The 16365-nt window shown below is 72.9% G+C and carries 16 protein-coding genes; 6 read left to right on the forward strand and 10 right to left on the reverse strand.

The annotated features are described in order from the left end of the window. Window positions 1–52: 52 nt before the first annotated feature. Entirely contained in the window at window positions 53–328 is a 276-nt protein-coding gene (locus tag ACQP10_RS34805; protein WP_433540450.1) for a hypothetical protein, read from the forward strand. Between the two features lie 18 nt (window positions 329–346). Here the strand turns inward: ACQP10_RS34805 and ACQP10_RS34810 are convergent, their stop codons facing one another. After that, window positions 347–1063 (reverse strand): Crp/Fnr family transcriptional regulator, encoded by a 717-nt coding sequence (locus tag ACQP10_RS34810; RefSeq protein ID WP_433540451.1) that lies wholly within the window; start codon window positions 1061–1063, stop codon window positions 347–349. Between the two features lie 156 nt (window positions 1064–1219). On the opposite strand from ACQP10_RS34810, the gene ACQP10_RS34815 reads away from it, so the two are divergent. Further along, window positions 1220–1870, forward strand: a complete 651-nt coding sequence (locus tag ACQP10_RS34815; protein ID WP_433540452.1) for a GNAT family N-acetyltransferase — start codon at window positions 1220–1222, stop codon at window positions 1868–1870. Between the two features lie 110 nt (window positions 1871–1980). Here ACQP10_RS34815 and ACQP10_RS34820 read toward each other — a convergent pair whose 3' ends face one another. Further along, window positions 1981–5673: a protein kinase domain-containing protein gene (locus tag ACQP10_RS34820; protein WP_433540453.1), complete on the reverse strand. Its 3693-nt coding sequence runs from the start codon at window positions 5671–5673 to the stop codon at window positions 1981–1983. An 89-nt stretch (window positions 5674–5762) separates the two neighbouring features. Beyond that, window positions 5763–6164, reverse strand: coding sequence for a winged helix-turn-helix transcriptional regulator (locus tag ACQP10_RS34825; protein ID WP_433540454.1), 402 nt, complete (start codon window positions 6162–6164; stop codon window positions 5763–5765). Window positions 6165–6328: 164 nt separating this feature from the next. Between ACQP10_RS34825 and ACQP10_RS34830 the strand changes: the two genes are divergently transcribed. After that, on the forward strand, window positions 6329–6730 hold the full coding sequence (locus tag ACQP10_RS34830; RefSeq protein ID WP_179825993.1) for a YybH family protein: 402 nt from the start codon (window positions 6329–6331) through the stop codon (window positions 6728–6730). Window positions 6731–6856: 126 nt separating this feature from the next. On the opposite strand, the gene ACQP10_RS34835 is transcribed toward ACQP10_RS34830, so the two are convergent. Further along, window positions 6857–7957, reverse strand: a complete 1101-nt coding sequence (locus ACQP10_RS34835) for a winged helix DNA-binding domain-containing protein (protein ID WP_433540455.1) — start codon at window positions 7955–7957, stop codon at window positions 6857–6859. Window positions 7958–8120: 163 nt separating this feature from the next. Continuing rightward, window positions 8121–9008: a hypothetical protein gene (locus ACQP10_RS34840; protein ID WP_433540456.1), complete on the reverse strand. Its 888-nt coding sequence runs from the start codon at window positions 9006–9008 to the stop codon at window positions 8121–8123. 225 nt (window positions 9009–9233) lie between these two features. Between ACQP10_RS34840 and ACQP10_RS34845 the strand changes: the two genes are divergently transcribed. Then, on the forward strand, window positions 9234–9911 hold the full coding sequence (locus tag ACQP10_RS34845) for an RICIN domain-containing protein (RefSeq protein WP_433540457.1): 678 nt from the start codon (window positions 9234–9236) through the stop codon (window positions 9909–9911). An 80-nt stretch (window positions 9912–9991) separates the two neighbouring features. On the opposite strand, the gene ACQP10_RS34850 is transcribed toward ACQP10_RS34845, so the two are convergent. After that, window positions 9992–11242, reverse strand: a complete 1251-nt coding sequence (locus ACQP10_RS34850; RefSeq protein ID WP_433540458.1) for a CU044_5270 family protein — start codon at window positions 11240–11242, stop codon at window positions 9992–9994. After that, on the reverse strand, window positions 11239–11784 hold the full coding sequence (locus tag ACQP10_RS34855) for an RNA polymerase sigma factor (RefSeq protein ID WP_346018718.1): 546 nt from the start codon (window positions 11782–11784) through the stop codon (window positions 11239–11241). The genes ACQP10_RS34850 and ACQP10_RS34855 overlap by 4 nt, the downstream gene beginning before the upstream one ends. A gap of 264 nt (window positions 11785–12048) precedes the next feature. Between ACQP10_RS34855 and ACQP10_RS34860 the strand changes: the two genes are divergently transcribed. After that, window positions 12049–12663, forward strand: a complete 615-nt coding sequence (locus tag ACQP10_RS34860) for a pentapeptide repeat-containing protein (protein ID WP_346018717.1) — start codon at window positions 12049–12051, stop codon at window positions 12661–12663. Window positions 12664–12732: 69 nt separating this feature from the next. Here ACQP10_RS34860 and ACQP10_RS34865 read toward each other — a convergent pair whose 3' ends face one another. From ACQP10_RS34865 to ACQP10_RS34875, 3 genes are all read right to left on the reverse strand, one after another. Then, complete coding sequence (locus ACQP10_RS34865) at window positions 12733–13881, reverse strand: VanZ family protein (RefSeq protein WP_346018716.1); 1149 nt, start codon at window positions 13879–13881, stop codon at window positions 12733–12735. Window positions 13882–14004: 123 nt separating this feature from the next. After that, the gene (locus ACQP10_RS34870) at window positions 14005–14544 is read right to left on the reverse strand and encodes an N-acetyltransferase family protein (protein WP_433540459.1); all 540 of its coding nucleotides are present in this window, start codon (window positions 14542–14544) and stop codon (window positions 14005–14007) included. 308 nt (window positions 14545–14852) lie between these two features. Further along, complete coding sequence (locus ACQP10_RS34875; protein WP_346018714.1) at window positions 14853–15098, reverse strand: hypothetical protein; 246 nt, start codon at window positions 15096–15098, stop codon at window positions 14853–14855. 323 nt (window positions 15099–15421) lie between these two features. Here ACQP10_RS34875 and ACQP10_RS34880 point away from each other — a divergent pair, with 323 nt between their 5' ends. Further along, window positions 15422–16261 (forward strand): LLM class F420-dependent oxidoreductase, encoded by an 840-nt coding sequence (locus ACQP10_RS34880; RefSeq protein WP_346018713.1) that lies wholly within the window; start codon window positions 15422–15424, stop codon window positions 16259–16261. Window positions 16262–16365: the final 104 nt, after the last annotated feature.

Raw genomic sequence — 16365 nt, forward strand, 5'->3', positions numbered from 1 at the left:
ACGATTATTTGCCACGAGATCGCAAGCGATACCGACGATGCCGTCCCACGACATGTTCGGCGGCCAGCTCGACCCGCGTGTCGGCGAGATCTCGTTCACATGGAGCATCGGGACCGACCATACGGGCAGGACGATGACGGTCCAGACCGTCTGGTGGCCGGGCGCCGGTCATCCACTGAAGGGAGCCATCGTCACCACCCGGTTCAGCTGGAGCGTGAAGGCCCTCATCTCGGTCCCCGCCATCACCGGAACTGAGCGGACCCCTGCAGCGACGACCTGGTCGACGCCTACGGCGTCCGAAGCCGGTGACGTCACTCCGATCCAGTGATCGTTCTCGGTTACAACGCTAGGGAAGCACCGATGCCTGATCCGGTGGTAGGTCGGCGAAGCTCGTCAACCCCTTTGGGTCGGTAATGACGATGGTGCGATAGCCGCTCTTCAGGAGGCCTTGAGTGGCGAGCGCCCGCAGCGCTTTATGCACGGTGCCTTCCTTCGCACCTACGAGCCCGCCCAACTCGGCCTGAGTGATCGGTACTCCGATGTTCAAGCCCACACCGTCGGCTTCGCGTCGGCCATGCCGAGCAGCGAGCGCAAGAAGGACACGGGCCAGGCACACATCCGTTTCGTAACCTGCCAGGTCCAGTCGTCGCTGGTTGGACCATCGCAGCCGCTCTGCCGTGATCCGGTTCAGTTCCAGAGCGGCGGCTGGATAGCGCTGGAGGAAGGAAATGAAAACCGGCCCTTTGATGTGCTCGTACACGCCGTGCCCGCACGTGGTGACCGTGGCCGAGCGCGGTGCTCCGTTCAAGACGGCCATCTCGCCGACCAGATCACCGGAAACACGTACCGCGAGCAGGGCTTCAGTGCCGCTTTCCACCCGCGCGGTCACCTTGACCAGGGCGTCGAGCAGCAGCCACACGGATGTACTGCTGTCGCCCTGGTGTATGAGCACATGACCGGACGGCAGCGTACGAAGCATGCCGATCTGGAGGAGCTCGGTTCGTGCAGTAGCCGGGAGCCGATGCAGGAGGGTGCCGATCGGCCAGTTGCGATCGTCAGCCATTGACGCGTGGGACACGGTGATCCTCCACTGGTACACAGGTGACGCTGCTGCTCACACATACGTCACACGTTGGAACGTGGCAATGTCCAGGTGCGGCCATAAATCAGGCATTTCTTCACATGCAGAGCGATAACCTAGGCCGAAAAGGGGCGTGCCGTGCACGAGCTGAGCAGGCTGCTGGAGGCGGCCGGACGCGGGGACTTCCCGGCCGCCGACGGCTCCGTGCGGCTCACCGTACAGCCGAGCCCGCGCGACTGCGGCGTCATCGCGTTCACCGCGCACAGCGTGGTGTTCGCCGACGTCGACCACGAGTGGCTGCGCGGGCTGCTTCCCGCCGATGACCTGTCCGCGCCCCTGCACCCGCGCTTCCTGCGCGCCCTGGAGGAGCGCACCGGGCGGCGGGTGGACAACGTGGACATGCTGCTGACCGCCGGACCGCTGACCGGCCCGCCGCCGCTGCCGCTCACGGAGCTCACCGACCGCGGCCACCCCCGGGTACGGCGGGCCCTGCGCCACCGCGACGACGTGCGGGTGTGGGAGACGGACGGCGGTGTCGTGCTGCTCGGCCGGGGCGTGGCGGGCCGCTGGGAGGTCGCGGGCGAGGTCGATCCCGGCCACCGGGGCGCGGGCCTGGGCAGGCTGCTGGCGCTGGCGGGCCGGCACCTCCTCACCGCGGTGGACGGCGCCGCCCACACCCTGTGGGCGCAGGTGGCGCCCGGCAACGCGGCCAGTGTGCGGGCCTCCCTCGCGGCGGGCTTCCGCCCGGTCGGCGCCGAGGCCCTGCTCATGCAGCCCGAGCGTCCCTGACCGGGCTGCACCGGTCCGACCAGCCCTGTAAGAGCCGGCCAGGACCGGCCAGGGACGGTCAGGAGGCGGCCAGGGACGGTCAGGGGGCGGCCAGGGACGGTCAGGGACGGTCAGGGGGCGGCGCAGACGTCGCGGTACGGCACGCCGCCGAGATACTCGCCCCACTCCCGCCGGGTGAGCGTACGGCCGGCCCGCGCGCAGACCTCGGCGGCCATCAGGCCGGGGGCGACGGGCAGCTCGTAGACGTGGCCTCCGACGCCGGCCGGGCGCAGCCGGGTGCCGTCGGCGGTGAAGGCCGGGTAGAGCCCGAGATACTCGTCGGCGTCGTGGACGTCGATCCCCGCCCCGATCGGCTGCCGGGTGGCGGTGTCCCACAGCCGGATGATCTCGTTGTCGTCCACGGTGACGAGCACGTCCCCGCGGGGGGAGAACACCGTGGGGCCGGAGTCGCGCGCCGCGACGGGCAGGTCCGGGGGCAGCGGCCTGTGGTTCCGGATGTCCCACAGGGTCACCCGCTCGCCGTCGCCGACCGCGAGCCACCTTCCGGTCGGGTCCGCGGTGACGTTGACCGCCCCGCCGGGAGTGCTGACGTATCCCCCGCCGGCGGACCTGCCCGTCGCGGTGTCGACGAGACGGCCCTCGGCCGAGGCCAGCGTGCGGCCGTCGCGCAGGTAGACGATGCCGGAGACCTGGGTGTCCAGCTTGACGGTCCGGATCTCCCGGCCGGTGCGCGTGTCCCACACGTGCAGCCGGCAGTCGCTCCGCACGGGGTAGGCGGAGGTCTCCGGGGCCTCGTCGCCGGTCTTCCCCGGGTCGGCGGCGGGGTCGCCCCGGGTGTCGCAGTCGGCCACGGTGAAGGTCCGGCCGTCGGGGCTGAACGCCCGCCCGGTCACCTTCCGGCCCGCGCCGAGCCTGTGGCTCCACAGTCTGCGCCGCGTGGCGACGTCGAGCACCTCCACCCGGTGGTCGTCGTAGACGACGGCGACGCTCCTGCTCGTGGGGTCGAACATCGAGCGGGGCATCACGGTCGGGTCGTGGGGGAAGGTCCCGGCGAGACGGCGCCCGGGGACGTCCCAGAGCATCAGCCGGGAGGCGTCGGACGGCTCGGCCATGAGCCACCGGCCGTCGGGGCTGACCGTCTGGACGTCGTGGATGCCGCGGAGCCGCCACTCCGGGAGCCGGGACCGCACGGCGAGGCCGACTATCCGGTCGCCGAGCCGGTAACGCAGGGTCCGGCCGTCCGGGGTGAACCAGACGGCGGAGACGTTGGCGGGAGCCCGATAGGTCAGGATCTCCCGGTGGGCCTGGACGTCCCAGACCCAGATGGACGTCCCGGCGTGGCCGGCGGCCAGCCGGTTGTCGTCGCTGAGCCGTATCCCGGAGGCGCCGTCCAGCGCCACCGGCGGGTCCGCGCCCGCCCAGGCCCACATCCAGTTGTAGCTCTGCTCGTGCGCCTCGGCGGCCTGCCGGGCGCGCCGGCCCGTCGCCGTGTCCCACAGCTCGATCCGCACGCCGCCGCAGATCAGGAACCGGCTGTCGGCGCTGAAGCTCACCACGTTGACGTCGCCGCCGCAGCCGCGCGGGAAGCGGCGGTCCTCCACGACGCCGGGCAGCCGCCACACCCGGACCCTGCCGCCGTTCACCGTCGCGCCGATCCGCCCGGACGGCGCGACGGTGAACGAGGTCTCGTACGGGGACCACCCCATGCGGACGAGCCGGTCGCGGCGCACGTCCCAGAGCCGTTCGGAGCCGCTGAGCGCCAGGAGGTGGCCGCTGCCCGCGAAGTCGGCCTCCAGCCCTTCCGGGCTCACTCCGGGCATCGACCGGCTTCCGGCGAGGCGGCCGGTGCGGGTCTCCCACACCAGGATGGCCTGGGAGACCGTGACGGCCAGCAGGCGGCCGTCGCCGCTCAGATCGGCGTGGCCCACTCCCCCGGACAGCCGGGGCGAGTTCCACTCGGCGACCTGCCGGCCGGTCGCCACCTCGTACACGCGCACCCCGCGCTCACCGACGAGGGCGAGCGTCCGGCCGTCGCCGCTCACCGCCTGCACGGCGGCTCCCTGCGCCGCCGGGGGCCGGAACACGCCGACCTCCCTGCCGTACATGGCGTCGGTGAGGCTGGAGCGGCTCTCGAACCCGGGGGCGAGCCGCCAGGCGGCGACGCTGAGCAGCATGGCCTTCACCGGGTCGGTGGTGCGCAGGTCGCCGGCGACGCGGGCGATCTCCCGGCCGCGGGCCTGGTCGCGTTCGGCGGCCACCCGGTCGCGCTGCTCGGCGACCTGGGCGCCCTGGTAGACCGAGGCGGCGGCGCCGGCCAGGGACAGCACCAGCAGCACCGCCAGCGCGACGGTGAACAGCCGCCGGCGGCGGGCGCGACGCCGGGTGAGCCCGCCCGCGGCGGCGAGGAAGTCACGTTCCAGCGGGGTGAGGGTCAGGTGCCGCCGCCCGGTGGCGGCCCAGCCGAGCGCCGCCTGCAGCCGGCTGCCCTGCGGCAGGTCGGCGTCGCGGCGGCCGTGCGCGTCCCAGACGCGGGCGGCCCGGCCGATCTCGGCGAGGACCGGCAGCCCCTCGCGGTCGGCCTCCACCCACGAGCGCAGCCTGGGCCAGGCGCGCAGGACGGCGGGGCGGGAGATGGCCACCTCGCCGTCGCGCTCGGTGACGAGGTAGCCGAAGGCGTCCAGGATGCGCCGGCGGGTCTCGGGACGCTCGGGCAGCAGCTCGTCCGCGGGTACCCGCCGTACGGTCTCCAGGCCGTCGGCGTCGATCGTGACCAGCCGCAGCAGCAGCTCGGGGACGAACTCCCGCTCGCCGGGCCCGAGGGTGGCGTAGGCGTCCTCGGCCAGCGCGCCGAGGGCCGGGTCGGCCGGGCCCGAGGTGTGCAGGGCGCCGGCGCGGCGGCCTGCGCCGAGCAGGTCGCCCCCGGCCGGGAGGTCCGCGCCGAAGCCGCCCAGCGGGCCGGCCTCCCCGGAGCCGCCCGCCGTACCGGCCGCCCAGAGGCCGCCGGCCGTACCGGTCTCCCCGGGACCTCCGACCAGGGCGAGCAGGAGGTCGCGGGCGGACGGGCGGCGGTCGGGGTCCTTGTCCAGCGCGGCGGCCACCAGCGGGCGGACGGACGGCGGCAGCGCGCCCAGGTCGGGGTGGTGGGTCAGCACGCGGTGCATCACCGCGCCGAGGTCGTCGGCCCGGAACGGGTCCTCGCCGGTGGCGGCGAACACCACGACGCACCCCCAGGCGAACACGTCGGCCGGCGGTCCGGCGCGCTGTCCGGTGAGGATCTCGGGGGCCATGTAGGCGGGGGTGCCGGCGACGGCGCCGCTCGCGGTCAGCGACATCTCCGCGGTCCGGGCGATCCCGAAGTCGATCACCCGGGGCCCGTCCGGGCCGAGCAGGACGTTGTCCGGTTTGAGGTCGCGGTGCACGACGCCGGCCTCGTGCACCGCGGTCAGCGCGGTCGCGACGGCCGTCGCCAGGCGGTGCAGGTCGTCCCCGGTGAACCGCCGCCCGGCGCGCCGCAGATTGACGCCCTCCACGTACTCGCTGACGACGTACGGCCGGGCCGCGTCCGGGTCGGCGTCGATCACTTTGGCGGTGCAGAACGAGGCGACGCGCCGGGCCGCGGCGATCTCCTTGCGGAACCTGTCGCGCAGCCCGGGGTCGGTGGTGGCGTGCAGGACCTTGAGGGCGTAGCGGGCGCCGTCGGCGTCGTACGCCTCGTACACCACCCCCTGCCCGCCGGAACCGAGCCGTCCGGCCAGCCAGTACCCGCCGATCCGGTCGGGGTCCCCCGTGCCCAACGCTTCCATCGCACCTCCTCGGAGGGGTTGGACGCGCTTCGGGCGCCACGGGTTCATCAGGACGCGCGGGCGGACCTGTCCCGGACGAGCGTCGGGTCTCAGCTCCCGCCGGGTTCCCCCGGCGGGAGCGACCGGTGCCGCGCGCCCCAGTCCCAGAGCGCCTGCAGGACGGGGCCGAGGTCGCGGCCGTGCGCGGTGAGCGTGTAGCGCACCCGGGGCGGCCAGCCGGCCCGCCGGTGCCGGTCGATGACGCCCATCCGCACCAGGTGCGCCAGCCGTTCGGACAGGACCTTGTCCGAAAGCGCGGGCAGGGCCTCCCGCAGTTCGGTGAAGGTGCGGTCGCCGCGCAGCAGCTCCCGGACCACCAGGGTGGTCCAGCGGCCGTGCAGGGCCGCGAGGGTGATCTCCACCGGGCAGGCGGGGGTGGGTTCGGTGACGCCCGCGCGGGGGTCGTCGGGCAGGCCCGGCCGTACCGGGTGACCAACCGTTTGGTGAGCCACGAGAGCGCCTCCTAGCGTTTCCGCGTCCGGGTGATTTCTACCTCACGACCCACGATTCACGACCCGCCGCCCGGCGGCCCGGTGGGAGGACCGGCGGCGGCCCGGCCGCCCGGCGGCCCGACGGAAAAGACCGGGCGGCGGCCCCTACGGAAGGACCTGTGCCGATGACGCGGCAGCTTGCCGAACGCCCCGAGGACGTGCCCGCGGTGTTCGCCGAACGGTTCAACAGCGGCGACCCCGAGGCGGTCGCGGAGCTGTACGAGAGCGGGGCGGTGTTCGTCCCCGAATCGGGTGCGGCGCTGACCGGCCCGGACCTCCACGCCGCCAACGAGCGGTTCCAGTCCCTCGGGGTGCCCATCACCGTACGGCCGCGGCACGTCCACTCCGCCGGTGACGTCGCCCTGCTGGTCGTCGACTGGGTCATCGAGGGCACCGGCCCCGACGGCCTGCCCGTGCTCATCGAGAGCACCGCCGTCGACGTCGCCCGGCGCGGGCCGGACGGGCGGTGGCGATACGTCATCGACAGCCCCTTCGAGGGGACCCGGGCGGGCCGCGACCAGGGATGACGCGGCCCCGGGACGCCGTCGTCCGCGGACGGCGCGCGGCGCCGGGTGACGCGGACCGGAGCCGTGCTTCGTCCGGCGCCCGTGAACGACGCGCGGCGCCGATGACGCCCGGCCGCGGGGACCGGTTCAGGAGAAGGTGATGTCCGGGGCGGGGGCGCCGGGGACGACGAACGCGTGGAGCCGTTCGGCCTCCTCGGCCACGGATTCGGTCTCGCCCGGTGTCAGGGGCCGGAACGGGAGGACGGCGAGTGTCGTGCCGCGCAGCTCCCAGATCCCGCGCACGAAGCCGTCGACGAGGAAGGTCGGCAGCACCAGCGCCCGTCCGGGCATGACCCGGGCGCGGTCCTCGTCGCTGATGATCCGGGTGCGGTCGGCATGCCCGAGCAGGACGTTGTCGTAGGCGGGCAGGAACCGTACCGGGGCGGGCGCGTCCTCCTCGGCGAGCGGCGCGCCGGGGAGGTCGAACAGCTCCCTGCCCTGCTCGTCCCGGACGACGCGGAGCTCCGGGCGGAGACGGTCGACGACCTCGCGCAGCCGGGTGATTCCGGACCACGCCTGGACGTCCGTGACGCCGGCGGGCCCGAAGGCGGCCAGGTAGCGGAGGACCATCGCCTCGACGGACGGCGCCGTCTCCATGGGCTCGCCGATCCAGGCGTCGGCGAGGGCGACCTCGATCGAGGGACGGGTGCCCCAGCCTCCCCAGACGCCGATCCGCGGGGAGGTCACCAACGGCACCTGAAGCTCCAGGTTCCGGGCCAGCATCATGCCGTCGCGGCCCGGGTAGCGCTCGGCGAACAGTCCGGCCAGCATCCGGCGCGGGACGACCCGGTCGCCCAGCAGTTCCCGGCCAGTCTCGGCCAGCTCCGCCAGGTCCAGCCCGGCGGCCGGCTCGGCGTAGAGGGGCCGGCGCGCGGCGCGTTCGATGAAGGGCTGGATCAGGGGACGCAGCCAGCGGAAGTCGTCGGCGGCGACCAGGTGCTGGGTACGGCGCAGCGAGGTGGAGCGCACGACGGCGCGCTCGTGCAGCAGCGACTCCAGGTCGCCGTGGGTGAAGGGGCTCATCCGCGTCCAGAGCCCGACGTAGGGCCAGTTGGGCTCCTGGCTCTGCACCGCCACCAGGTGCCGCACCACCTCCAGCGCGGGCCGGGAGGTACGGCTGGTCAGGAACTGGCGGCTCAGCAGCGTCCGGTTGAGGGTACGCCGGGAGACGACGGGCACGGCGGTCATGGGACGGGGGCTCCTTCGGGGATCGGGCCCGCGGCTCCGGAGTCCTGCGGGGCTCCGCGAGCCTAGATCCCATACCGGTCAGTTCCCGTCCGGTTCACTCGCCTTTTCGGCGCGGGCTCGGAGGACCCGTCCGGGCCAGGACGGGTCCTCCGGATCCGGGGTCTCAGAGGCGGCCGTTGCGGCGGAGGACGTCCACGGCGCGCACGGTGGTGTATCCGCGCCAGTCGAGGGCGCCGGCGGGCGAGATCGTGGCGTAGTCGACGGTCCACCCGCCGTCGTCCCGCTGCAGACCGGCCAGCCGGTCGAGGTCCGCGTCGATCACCTCCTGGGTGAACAGCGCCCGCGCCGGGCGGTCCGGGAACGGGGCGAAGTCGAGCGGGCGCAGCGTCTCGTCCTCGGTGCCGCCCTCGACGCGCATCCGCCCGTCGGCGGGGATGTACTCGCCCAGGCGCTTCAGCAGGCCCGCCGCCTCGGGGGCGGTGCCGTGGACGGCGTCGAGGAACCGTACGGCGAAGGCCAGCACATAGGCGTGGGACGTGTGGTCCACCTCCTCGACGGCGGTCAGGCAGTAGCGGACGGCCCGGTCGAGCCAGGGGTGTTCGGCGACCGCCGGGTCGCGGGCGGCGACGCGGAGGGCGGCGGCCGCGGTCACGGACGTGATCTGCAGCGAGGAGACCGTGGTGTCGGCGCCGGCCCACCAGGGGGCGCATCCGGCGCTGGAGGTGACGGGGAGCGCGAACGGCAGGCCGCCGTCGGGCAGCGAGACCGACTCCAGCCAGTCGCACAGTGCTGTGGCCTGCGGCGCCGTGGCCGGGGCGATCTCCTCGAACACCTCGAAGGCGTGCGCGGCGGCGCCCGTCTGGCTCTCCGGGGAGCGCAGGTCGGGCTCCAGGCCCCAGCCGTAGCCGCCGTCGGGGTTGCGATAGCCGTCCAGCGCCACCAGCACGGCGGCGGGATCGCTCTCGCCCAGCGGCAACCCGAACCGGCGGCGGTCCAGGAGGCGGGCGTGGGTGGCCATGAAGGAGGAGACCACGGAAAGGTCAATGCTCATATCGCAACCCTGCCTCATCCGACCGACGGTTCCGGGCTCCCCGGCCTGCGGATCCTGGGCGGCGTCCCCCGCGCCGCGGCTCCCGCCGCCCCGGTGATTCGTTTCCCGTTCCGCACCCGAGCCATTCCTTGAGGGCTTCCCGGGGCGTTGCTATGGTGCGCGGGAAAGCGGGGAATGGTGAAACACGATTTCATCGGGGGACATTCGATGCGAATACCGCGAACAATGGCTGTGAAGGCTGGGAGAGCGGGTCTCGCCCTGCTGGCGGCGGGTGTCACGGCCGCGGCCTGGCCCCAGGTCGCCCGGGCGGAGCGGGACGGGAGCCAGGTCCGGATCCAGGGCCCGGAGCTGGGCCGTGATCAGGGCCGCGATCAAGGCTGGGAGCAGGCGCGAGGTCGGGAGCTGCAGAGTCCGCAGGGCCAGGGCCAGGGCCGGGAACAGCGGGGGCGGGAACAGGAGTGGCAGGGCCACGACCGGGAGGCCGGACGCAACGTCAGGAACGCCAACAGCGGTAAATGTCTGCTCGTGCGCGGGGACGCCGACGGCGCGAAGGCCGTGCAGTCGTCCTGCGCCGACTATCCCGACCAGAAGTGGCGTTTCATTCCTGAGGACGCCGACTCCGAATACAAAAGCTATCGGCTGGTGAACGCCAACAGCGGTAAATGCCTGCTCGTGCGCGGCCCGGAGGGTTCCCCCGCTCTCCAGTCCTCCTGCGGCGACTACGACGACCAGATATGGGAGGTCATGTCCGCCAGGAACGGCTACTTCCAGCTGAGGAACCTCGCCGGCCAGCAGTGCCTGGTCGTGCGGGGAGACGAGGACAACGCCCACCCGGTCCGGTCCGACTGCGACACCGCCTACACCGACCAGTTCTGGCGCGACGAGGACGGGTCCTCACGCTGAACGCTGAGCTCGGAACAGCCGGAGTCGCCGGGCCCTGAGACGGGCCCGGCGGCCCCGGCCGCGGTCGATGACGGGTGACGTCAGGAGGCGGGCCCGTCGTCGGTCCAGCCTGACTCCAGCGTGACGTCGGAGTTCCACACGGTGCCCGGCTCCATCCCGGCCTGGGGACCGCCGGGCCGCACCACGACGTTCTCGGTGGCCAGCGCCTGTCCGGTCTCCTCGTCGAAGATCAGGCGGGTGCGCAGGACCCCGTCGTTCCCGGCCGCCGCCTTCCCCATGGCCGACGCCTCCGGCTCGTCGATCGTGACCGCGGTGCCGGCGCGGCCCTCGGCGTCGGTGACGTCCCGGGTGACCTCGATGGACGCAAGGCCGGCGAGCATCCGGAACGCCGCGCCGCGCACCTCGGGGGTGACCGGCATGTCGGCGATCAGGCCCGTCGTGACGGTGAACAGCCAGGCGTCCCGCGACATCGGGGCGCTCGACTCGGTGCCGTGCCCCTTGTAGGAGCGCAGCAGCCACGCCTTGAGGGCGTCCGGCTCGGACGGCAGGGCGCGCAGGTCCCGCACGCTGACGTTGCGGCCCAGCCAGAACACCTTGTCCCCGTCGGGGAGGGGGGCCTGGCCCTTCTGGACCTCCCCGGGCCCGGTGGACAGCGACAGCTTCGCACCCTTCTTGCCGGGCACCACGACCGGGATCTCGGCCGGGGCGCCGGCCTCGCGCCACGCCGCCTCGTCCTCGGGGGTCGCCGGCTGCGCGCCGAGCGACTGCGAGCCGCTGTGCTGCCGTTGCTCGGGGCCGGTGGCGGACGGGGTCCAGCTCTCGGTCCGCTGCCGGTCCACGACGGTGTAGTCCGCGCCCTCGGCCCGGAACAGGGTCCGGCTCACCGACACCGTGTGCCACCAGGCGCCGGTCTCGTCCGGCTGGCCGGCGGCCCGGTGGGCGGCGGCCAGCAGCACGGTCCGCGCGGAGAGCCGGACCTGCCCGTCCGGAGCCGTACGGCCCGGCGAGGACCCCGGGGACTCCGGGGACCCCGGGGACTCCGAGGACGACACCGCCTGCCCGGTCCGCGCGGCGGACGGCGAGGGCGCCGTACCACCGGTCCCGGTGATCGCGACGGCCACCGCGGTCACCGCGGCGGCGGCTCCGGCGAGGCCGAGCCCCCACGCCGGCCTCGCGATCGTCCGCCTCCCCGGTGCCCGTCGCGTCCGCCGTTCCTGGCGGGGCTGCGCCATGGCGCGCGTGAGCTCCGCCGCCCGGGTGTGCTCGTCGACCGGGGTGTCCCCCAGGTGCGCGGGACGGGCGGCTCGCAGCCTGTCGATGGGATCGTTCATGACAACTCCTCGCTGAGGTTCCTCACCCGGGGCCGAGGGCTCACCGGGTTCTCCATGGCGCGGCCGAGCCGTTTGCGCGCGCGGTGCAGCCGTACGCGGAACGTCGCCTGGGAGCAGCCGATGACGCGGGCCGCGTCACGCGGGGAGAGCCCCTGCCAGGCGACCAGGACCAGGATCTCCCGGTCGTCCTCGGGCAGCTCCGCCAGCGCGGCCAGCACGCCGAGGCGCTCGGTCACCTCGTCGGCGACGTCCGCCCGCCGTACGCCGTCCCCCGTCGCGGCGGTCCAGGCCCGCAGCTCGGCGCCGAACGCCTCCCGCCGCGCCTCCGCCCGCACGGTGTCGCGCAGCACGTTGCGGGCCACCCCGAGGAGCCACGGCAGAGCCGGTTCCGGCACGTCCTCCAGCCGCCTCCAGGCGATCGCGAAGGTCTCGCTCACCACCTCGTCCGCCACCTGCCGCCCGGCGCGGCTGACCACGTAGGCCCACACGCGCTGCCGGCACTCGTCGTACATGCCGGTGAACCTGCGTGAATCATCCGTCAACGCCCGGCCCCTTTCGTCCCGGATGTTCTTCTGACACCGGGAAGTGGTCCGGGCCCGCCCGTTGTTACGGGCCACCCCGGAGAATTTCACGGCCGCGGCGGACTCGGCACCGGGCCGGGACGTGGGCTCCGCGCCGAACCGGGACACGGGTTCCGCGCCGAGCCGGAATGTCGGACCAGGTCACTACCGTTGCGAGAGCCGGCCCGCCGGGCCGGCGCGGGCGCGATCCGGCGCCCGCCCCCGCGAGCGAAGGACCCGCACGTGATGGCCGACCGCAAGCACGGCGTGCCCGAGCCCCACTCGACCATCCGGTCGGAGGACTGGGACAGCGAGGACCTCTCAGGCAGGCGATACGAACGGGTCGCCTTCGTCGACGTGGACATGACCGAGGCGACGAGCCGGGGCGCGACGTTCCACGAATGCGTCTTCCGCGACGTGCGGTTCAACGCCTCCGTCCACTCCGACAGCGCGTTCACCAACTGCGCTTTCAAGAGCTGCGTGTTCTTCGACGCGACCTTCACCGGTTGCAAGCTGGTCGGCAGCGTGTTCGACGACTGCTCCTTCAGCCTCCTGAAGGTCGAGGGCGGCGACTGGTCGTTCGCCGGGCTCCCCGGGGCCGATCTGCGCGGCGTGACCTTCAAGGACGTACGGCTACGGGAGGCCGACCTCACCAAGGCGCGCTGCGAGGGCGCGGTGCTCCGGGACGCCGACCTGTCGGGCGCCTGGCTGCACAGCGCCGATTTCACCCGCGCCGACCTGCGGGGAAGCGACCTGTCGGCCCTCGACCCCCTCGTCGCCAAGCTGAAGGACGCGGTCATCGACGTACGGCAGGCCGTCACGCTCGCCATGGCCCTGGGCCTGGAGGTCCGCTCCGACTGACCCGCCCGCCACCATGCCCGGCCCGGCTGCCCGCCACGACGAGGCCCCGGAAGACCACGAGGCCGGACCCTACCTCCGAGGCTCGGTCATGTGGCTGAGGCTCCCCACCTCAGCCACATGATCCGAACCTCGAACGGCTCCCAGGCGGGCGGCGGCCCGAGTGACGAGCCGCGTCCCGGTCCAGCGCGCCATGACGCCGCGCCGTTCCAGTTCCAGGACGGCGAGGAGAGCGAGGACGGGCATGAAGCCGCCGACGGCCGCACCCCCGACGAGGGCGAGGTACGGCGCGGCCGAGCGGGCCAGCCGCCGGAGCACAGGCGCGGGCCGCCCGGTCGCCGAGTGGCAGACCGCGACGTGCACGGCCGCGCGGCCCGGTGTGGCGCCGTCCCTGCGCGCCGCCGGGAAGAGTGCGAAGATGACCAGCCCGATCACCGCGTACGACAAGTTGGGCAGGATGTCCCGCAGGAGGGCATCGTCGGGCATCGGGCCACCCGTGACGAGCCGGTAGCCCTGGACGGAAAGCAACCCGAACACCGGCGAGGCGAAGAACCACACCACGCCGTCGAGCAGCATGGCGAGCGCCAGTCGGCCGGCGGTGGGCGGGGCGAGGTCCTGGCGGGGCGCCGGCCATGGCCCTGGCAGCAGCCGCGCAGCCGGGCCCGCCAGTGTCCAGCCGAGTCCGGCGCCGACCGTATTGATGATCAGGTCGTCCAGGTCGAACAGCCGATACGCGCAGGGGTAGAGGCCCCACAGGCCGGTGAGCTGGGTCAACTCGATCGTCAGCGAACCGGCGAGGGAGATCGCCAGGGTGCGTGCCACGCCGAGCCCCTGCCGGTAGCGCAGGAAGAAGCCGAGCGGCACGAACAGGGCGACGTTGAACACGATCTGCAGCACCGACCTGCTGTACAGCGCGGCAGGCAGACCTCGTCCCGCGTTCTCTCTGATCACGTCCTGGATGCTCGACAGCGGCTGCCAGCGCGGCGTCGCGAGGCTCTGCCGGATCACGCAGAAGTCCGGCGTCACCTCAGGGAGCGGAAAGAGGGTGAAGGCCACCACGCCGCAGGCGTACAGGACGAGCATCGCCGTGACGAAACCCGACCATCGCCCGATGTGCCCGAAGCGGCCGTATTGGCGAGACACGAAGGGCAGCGACAGCAGCGCGATGGCCAGCGGGGCGAGAAGCAGGGCGATTTTCGCCTGGGTCAGGTAGATCTCCACAAGCCGCGAAGTCTAGCCAAAGAGGATATAACGGCACATTTATGGATATAAGCACGTCCTCAGGGTCCTTCCTGGCGAACCATGCCGACGGCCCGCGCTCGCCCACGCCGCCGATCTCCGGGCCTAGATGGGCTGTTCGAGGATGTGCCGCATCGGGGTGAAACCGGCCGCCTCGTAGAAGGCCCGTGCGTCGGCGTTGAAATCCCACACGTCGGTGAGCAGGCTGGAGCACCCCTCCCGTCTGCCCGCCGTACGCACCGCCTCGACCAGGGCGGTGGCGACGCCGGTCCGGGCCGCCCGGGGATCGACGGCCAGGTGCTCCAGGATGACGAACATCCTCGGCCGCACGAGGGCGTCGCCCGGACGGTCGGCGATGACGGCGAGGGCGTAGCCGACCGGCCGACCGGCGAGGTGGGCCACGAAGGCGCGGACGTCCTCGCGGGCCAGGTGGGTCTCGAAGATCGGCACCAGTTCGGCGTGGGCGGCCCCGGAGCGGAAGACGTCCGGCCGGTTGCGGGCGTGGACGGAGTGGACGAAGTCGTTCAGCCGGGCAAGCAGGGCGGCGTCCCCGATCGAGGCGGGACGGACCTCCGGCGCGGGACGGGGTTCTTCGCCGGCCGGGGGCACGGGCCGAGGTTGGGACGCGGGTTCGGTGGGTGTCATGGCCCGGATGGTGACGCACGCCCCGCGACCGGTGCCACCCGTTTTCCGCCCGGCCCGGCATGCGGCGCCTTCCGGAGAAAAGGCCGGTGCTTTCCGGAGAAAAGGCCGGTGCTTTCCGGAGAAAAGAGCTGCGCGCCCGTTCCGTAGTGGAATCGGGCGCGCAGCCGGGACGTTCCCGGTTCGCCGATGTCTCGTTCAGGTGCGGTGCCGCGGATACTCCGCCTTCCCCGGCACCGGGTCCTGCCGTCCGCCCGGGAGTGGGAAACGGGTCCGTCCCTGTCCGCGCACGGTCACGCGCGGAGACGGTCTCAGTCGTCGTCCTCGTCGTCGCAGTCCTTCTGACCGTGGCGGTCGTTGTCGAAGAATTCCTGCAGGGCCAACGCCAGGAAGAACTCGTCGTCATTGTCGCCGTTGCCGACGCCCAGGGGGATGCCCACACCCCCGGCGGTGACCGGAGCCACGGACGCGGCCTGAGCCGGAACGGTGTAGGCACCGGCGAAAACGACTGCGCCGAGAGCGGCCGCGGCGAGCGACGCGGCGGTCTTGATTTCCATGCGATCCTCCGATTTTCAGGAGGACAGATTCGTCCTCATGAGTTACCGACGCCCTAAGAATGCCCATCGTCGGATACCAAAAGAAACCGCAAAGCACTTATACTTCGGCAAAGCCGGGAAGAGGTACATAAATAAGAAGTGAATTGGACATTTCGCCTTATTTCAGGGTGAATCGCGTTCCGTCGGGAATGAAGGCCCGGCGTTCACCGGCCGCCGGGCCGGTTCCCGGGCCCGCGCCCCGCCGGGAAACGAGCCGGAGACCTGGGGAAAAGATGGCCGAGCGCCTTCCAGGGGATGGGAATGCGACGGGTTACGTTGGGGCGATGGACTCTGGTTTCGGGTATTTCGCCACGCACGACGCGGTCGGCCCCGCCGTGATCGCCGGACTGGTCGAGGAGCGCGGCCACCAGGCGCTGCTCTTCAGCGAGCACACCCACATCCCCGTGGGGGAGAAACTGCCCGAGCGTCCCGAGGGCGGCGAGCTGCCCCGCAAGTACTGGCACACCTACGACCCGTTCGTGGCCTGCACGGCGGCCGGGCTCGCCACCACGCGGCTGCGCGTGGGCACCGGGATCTGCCTGGTGCCGCAGCACGACCCGATCGGCCTGGCCAAGACGGTGGCGAGCGTGGACGACCTCACCGGCGGGCGCTTCGAGTTCGGGATCGGGGCCGGGTGGAACGACCCGGAGATCCGCAACCACGGCGTGGACCCGGCGCGGCGCTTCGCGGTGATGAAGGACCACGTCCGGGCGATGCGGGAGATCTGGACGCACGACGAGGCCTCCTACGAGGGGGAGTTCGTCGCCTTCGGCCCGATCTGGTCGTGGCCCAAGCCCGCGCAGCGTCCCTGCCCGCCGATCCTCGTGGGCGGAACGGGGCCCAAGGTCTTCGACCGGGTGCTCTCGTACGGCGACGCCTGGCTGCCGAACTACTCCCCCGGCATCCTGGACCGGGTGAAGGAGCTGTTCCGGCGGGCCGACGACGCCGGGAAGAACGTCGAGGTCATCATGATGTCGGCGCCCGCCGACCCCGACGTGCTCCAGGCGATGGAGGAGGCGGGGGTCGGCCGGGCGATGGCGTGGCTGCCGTCGGCCGGGCTGGACCGCGTCCGGCGCGAGATGGACGCCTTCGAGACGGCGCTCGCGGAGGCCCGCGGCGAGTGAGGGGCGCCGGGTGAGGGACGCGGCGGGTGAGGGACGCGGCGGGTGAGTGGCGCCGGGTGAGGGACGCGGCGAGTGAGGGGCGCCGGGTGAGGCTCCCGGCGCCC

It is taken from the genome of Streptosporangium sandarakinum (genome assembly GCF_050942225.1).
Taxonomy (GTDB): domain Bacteria; phylum Actinomycetota; class Actinomycetes; order Streptosporangiales; family Streptosporangiaceae; genus Streptosporangium; species Streptosporangium nondiastaticum.

Excerpts from the sequence above, each read along its gene's own strand:
- ACQP10_RS34880 (WP_346018713.1), top strand. The coding sequence starts at position 15,422 with ATGGACTCTGGTTTCGGGTATTTCGCCACGCACGACGCGGTCGGCCCC.
- ACQP10_RS34850 (WP_433540458.1), bottom strand. The coding sequence starts at position 11,242 with ATGAACGATCCCATCGACAGGCTGCGAGCCGCCCGTCCCGCGCACCTG.
- ACQP10_RS34840 (WP_433540456.1), bottom strand. The coding sequence starts at position 9,008 with ATGAGCATTGACCTTTCCGTGGTCTCCTCCTTCATGGCCACCCACGCC.
- ACQP10_RS34820 (WP_433540453.1), bottom strand. The coding sequence starts at position 5,673 with ATGGAAGCGTTGGGCACGGGGGACCCCGACCGGATCGGCGGGTACTGG.
- ACQP10_RS34805 (WP_433540450.1), top strand. The coding sequence starts at position 53 with ATGTTCGGCGGCCAGCTCGACCCGCGTGTCGGCGAGATCTCGTTCACA.
- ACQP10_RS34860 (WP_346018717.1), top strand. The coding sequence starts at position 12,049 with ATGGCCGACCGCAAGCACGGCGTGCCCGAGCCCCACTCGACCATCCGG.
- ACQP10_RS34835 (WP_433540455.1), bottom strand. The coding sequence starts at position 7,957 with ATGACCGCCGTGCCCGTCGTCTCCCGGCGTACCCTCAACCGGACGCTG.
- ACQP10_RS34875 (WP_346018714.1), bottom strand. The coding sequence starts at position 15,098 with ATGGAAATCAAGACCGCCGCGTCGCTCGCCGCGGCCGCTCTCGGCGCA.
- ACQP10_RS34830 (WP_179825993.1), top strand. The coding sequence starts at position 6,329 with ATGACGCGGCAGCTTGCCGAACGCCCCGAGGACGTGCCCGCGGTGTTC.
- ACQP10_RS34845 (WP_433540457.1), top strand. The coding sequence starts at position 9,234 with ATGGCTGTGAAGGCTGGGAGAGCGGGTCTCGCCCTGCTGGCGGCGGGT.
- ACQP10_RS34810 (WP_433540451.1), bottom strand. The coding sequence starts at position 1,063 with ATGGCTGACGATCGCAACTGGCCGATCGGCACCCTCCTGCATCGGCTC.
- ACQP10_RS34870 (WP_433540459.1), bottom strand. The coding sequence starts at position 14,544 with ATGACACCCACCGAACCCGCGTCCCAACCTCGGCCCGTGCCCCCGGCC.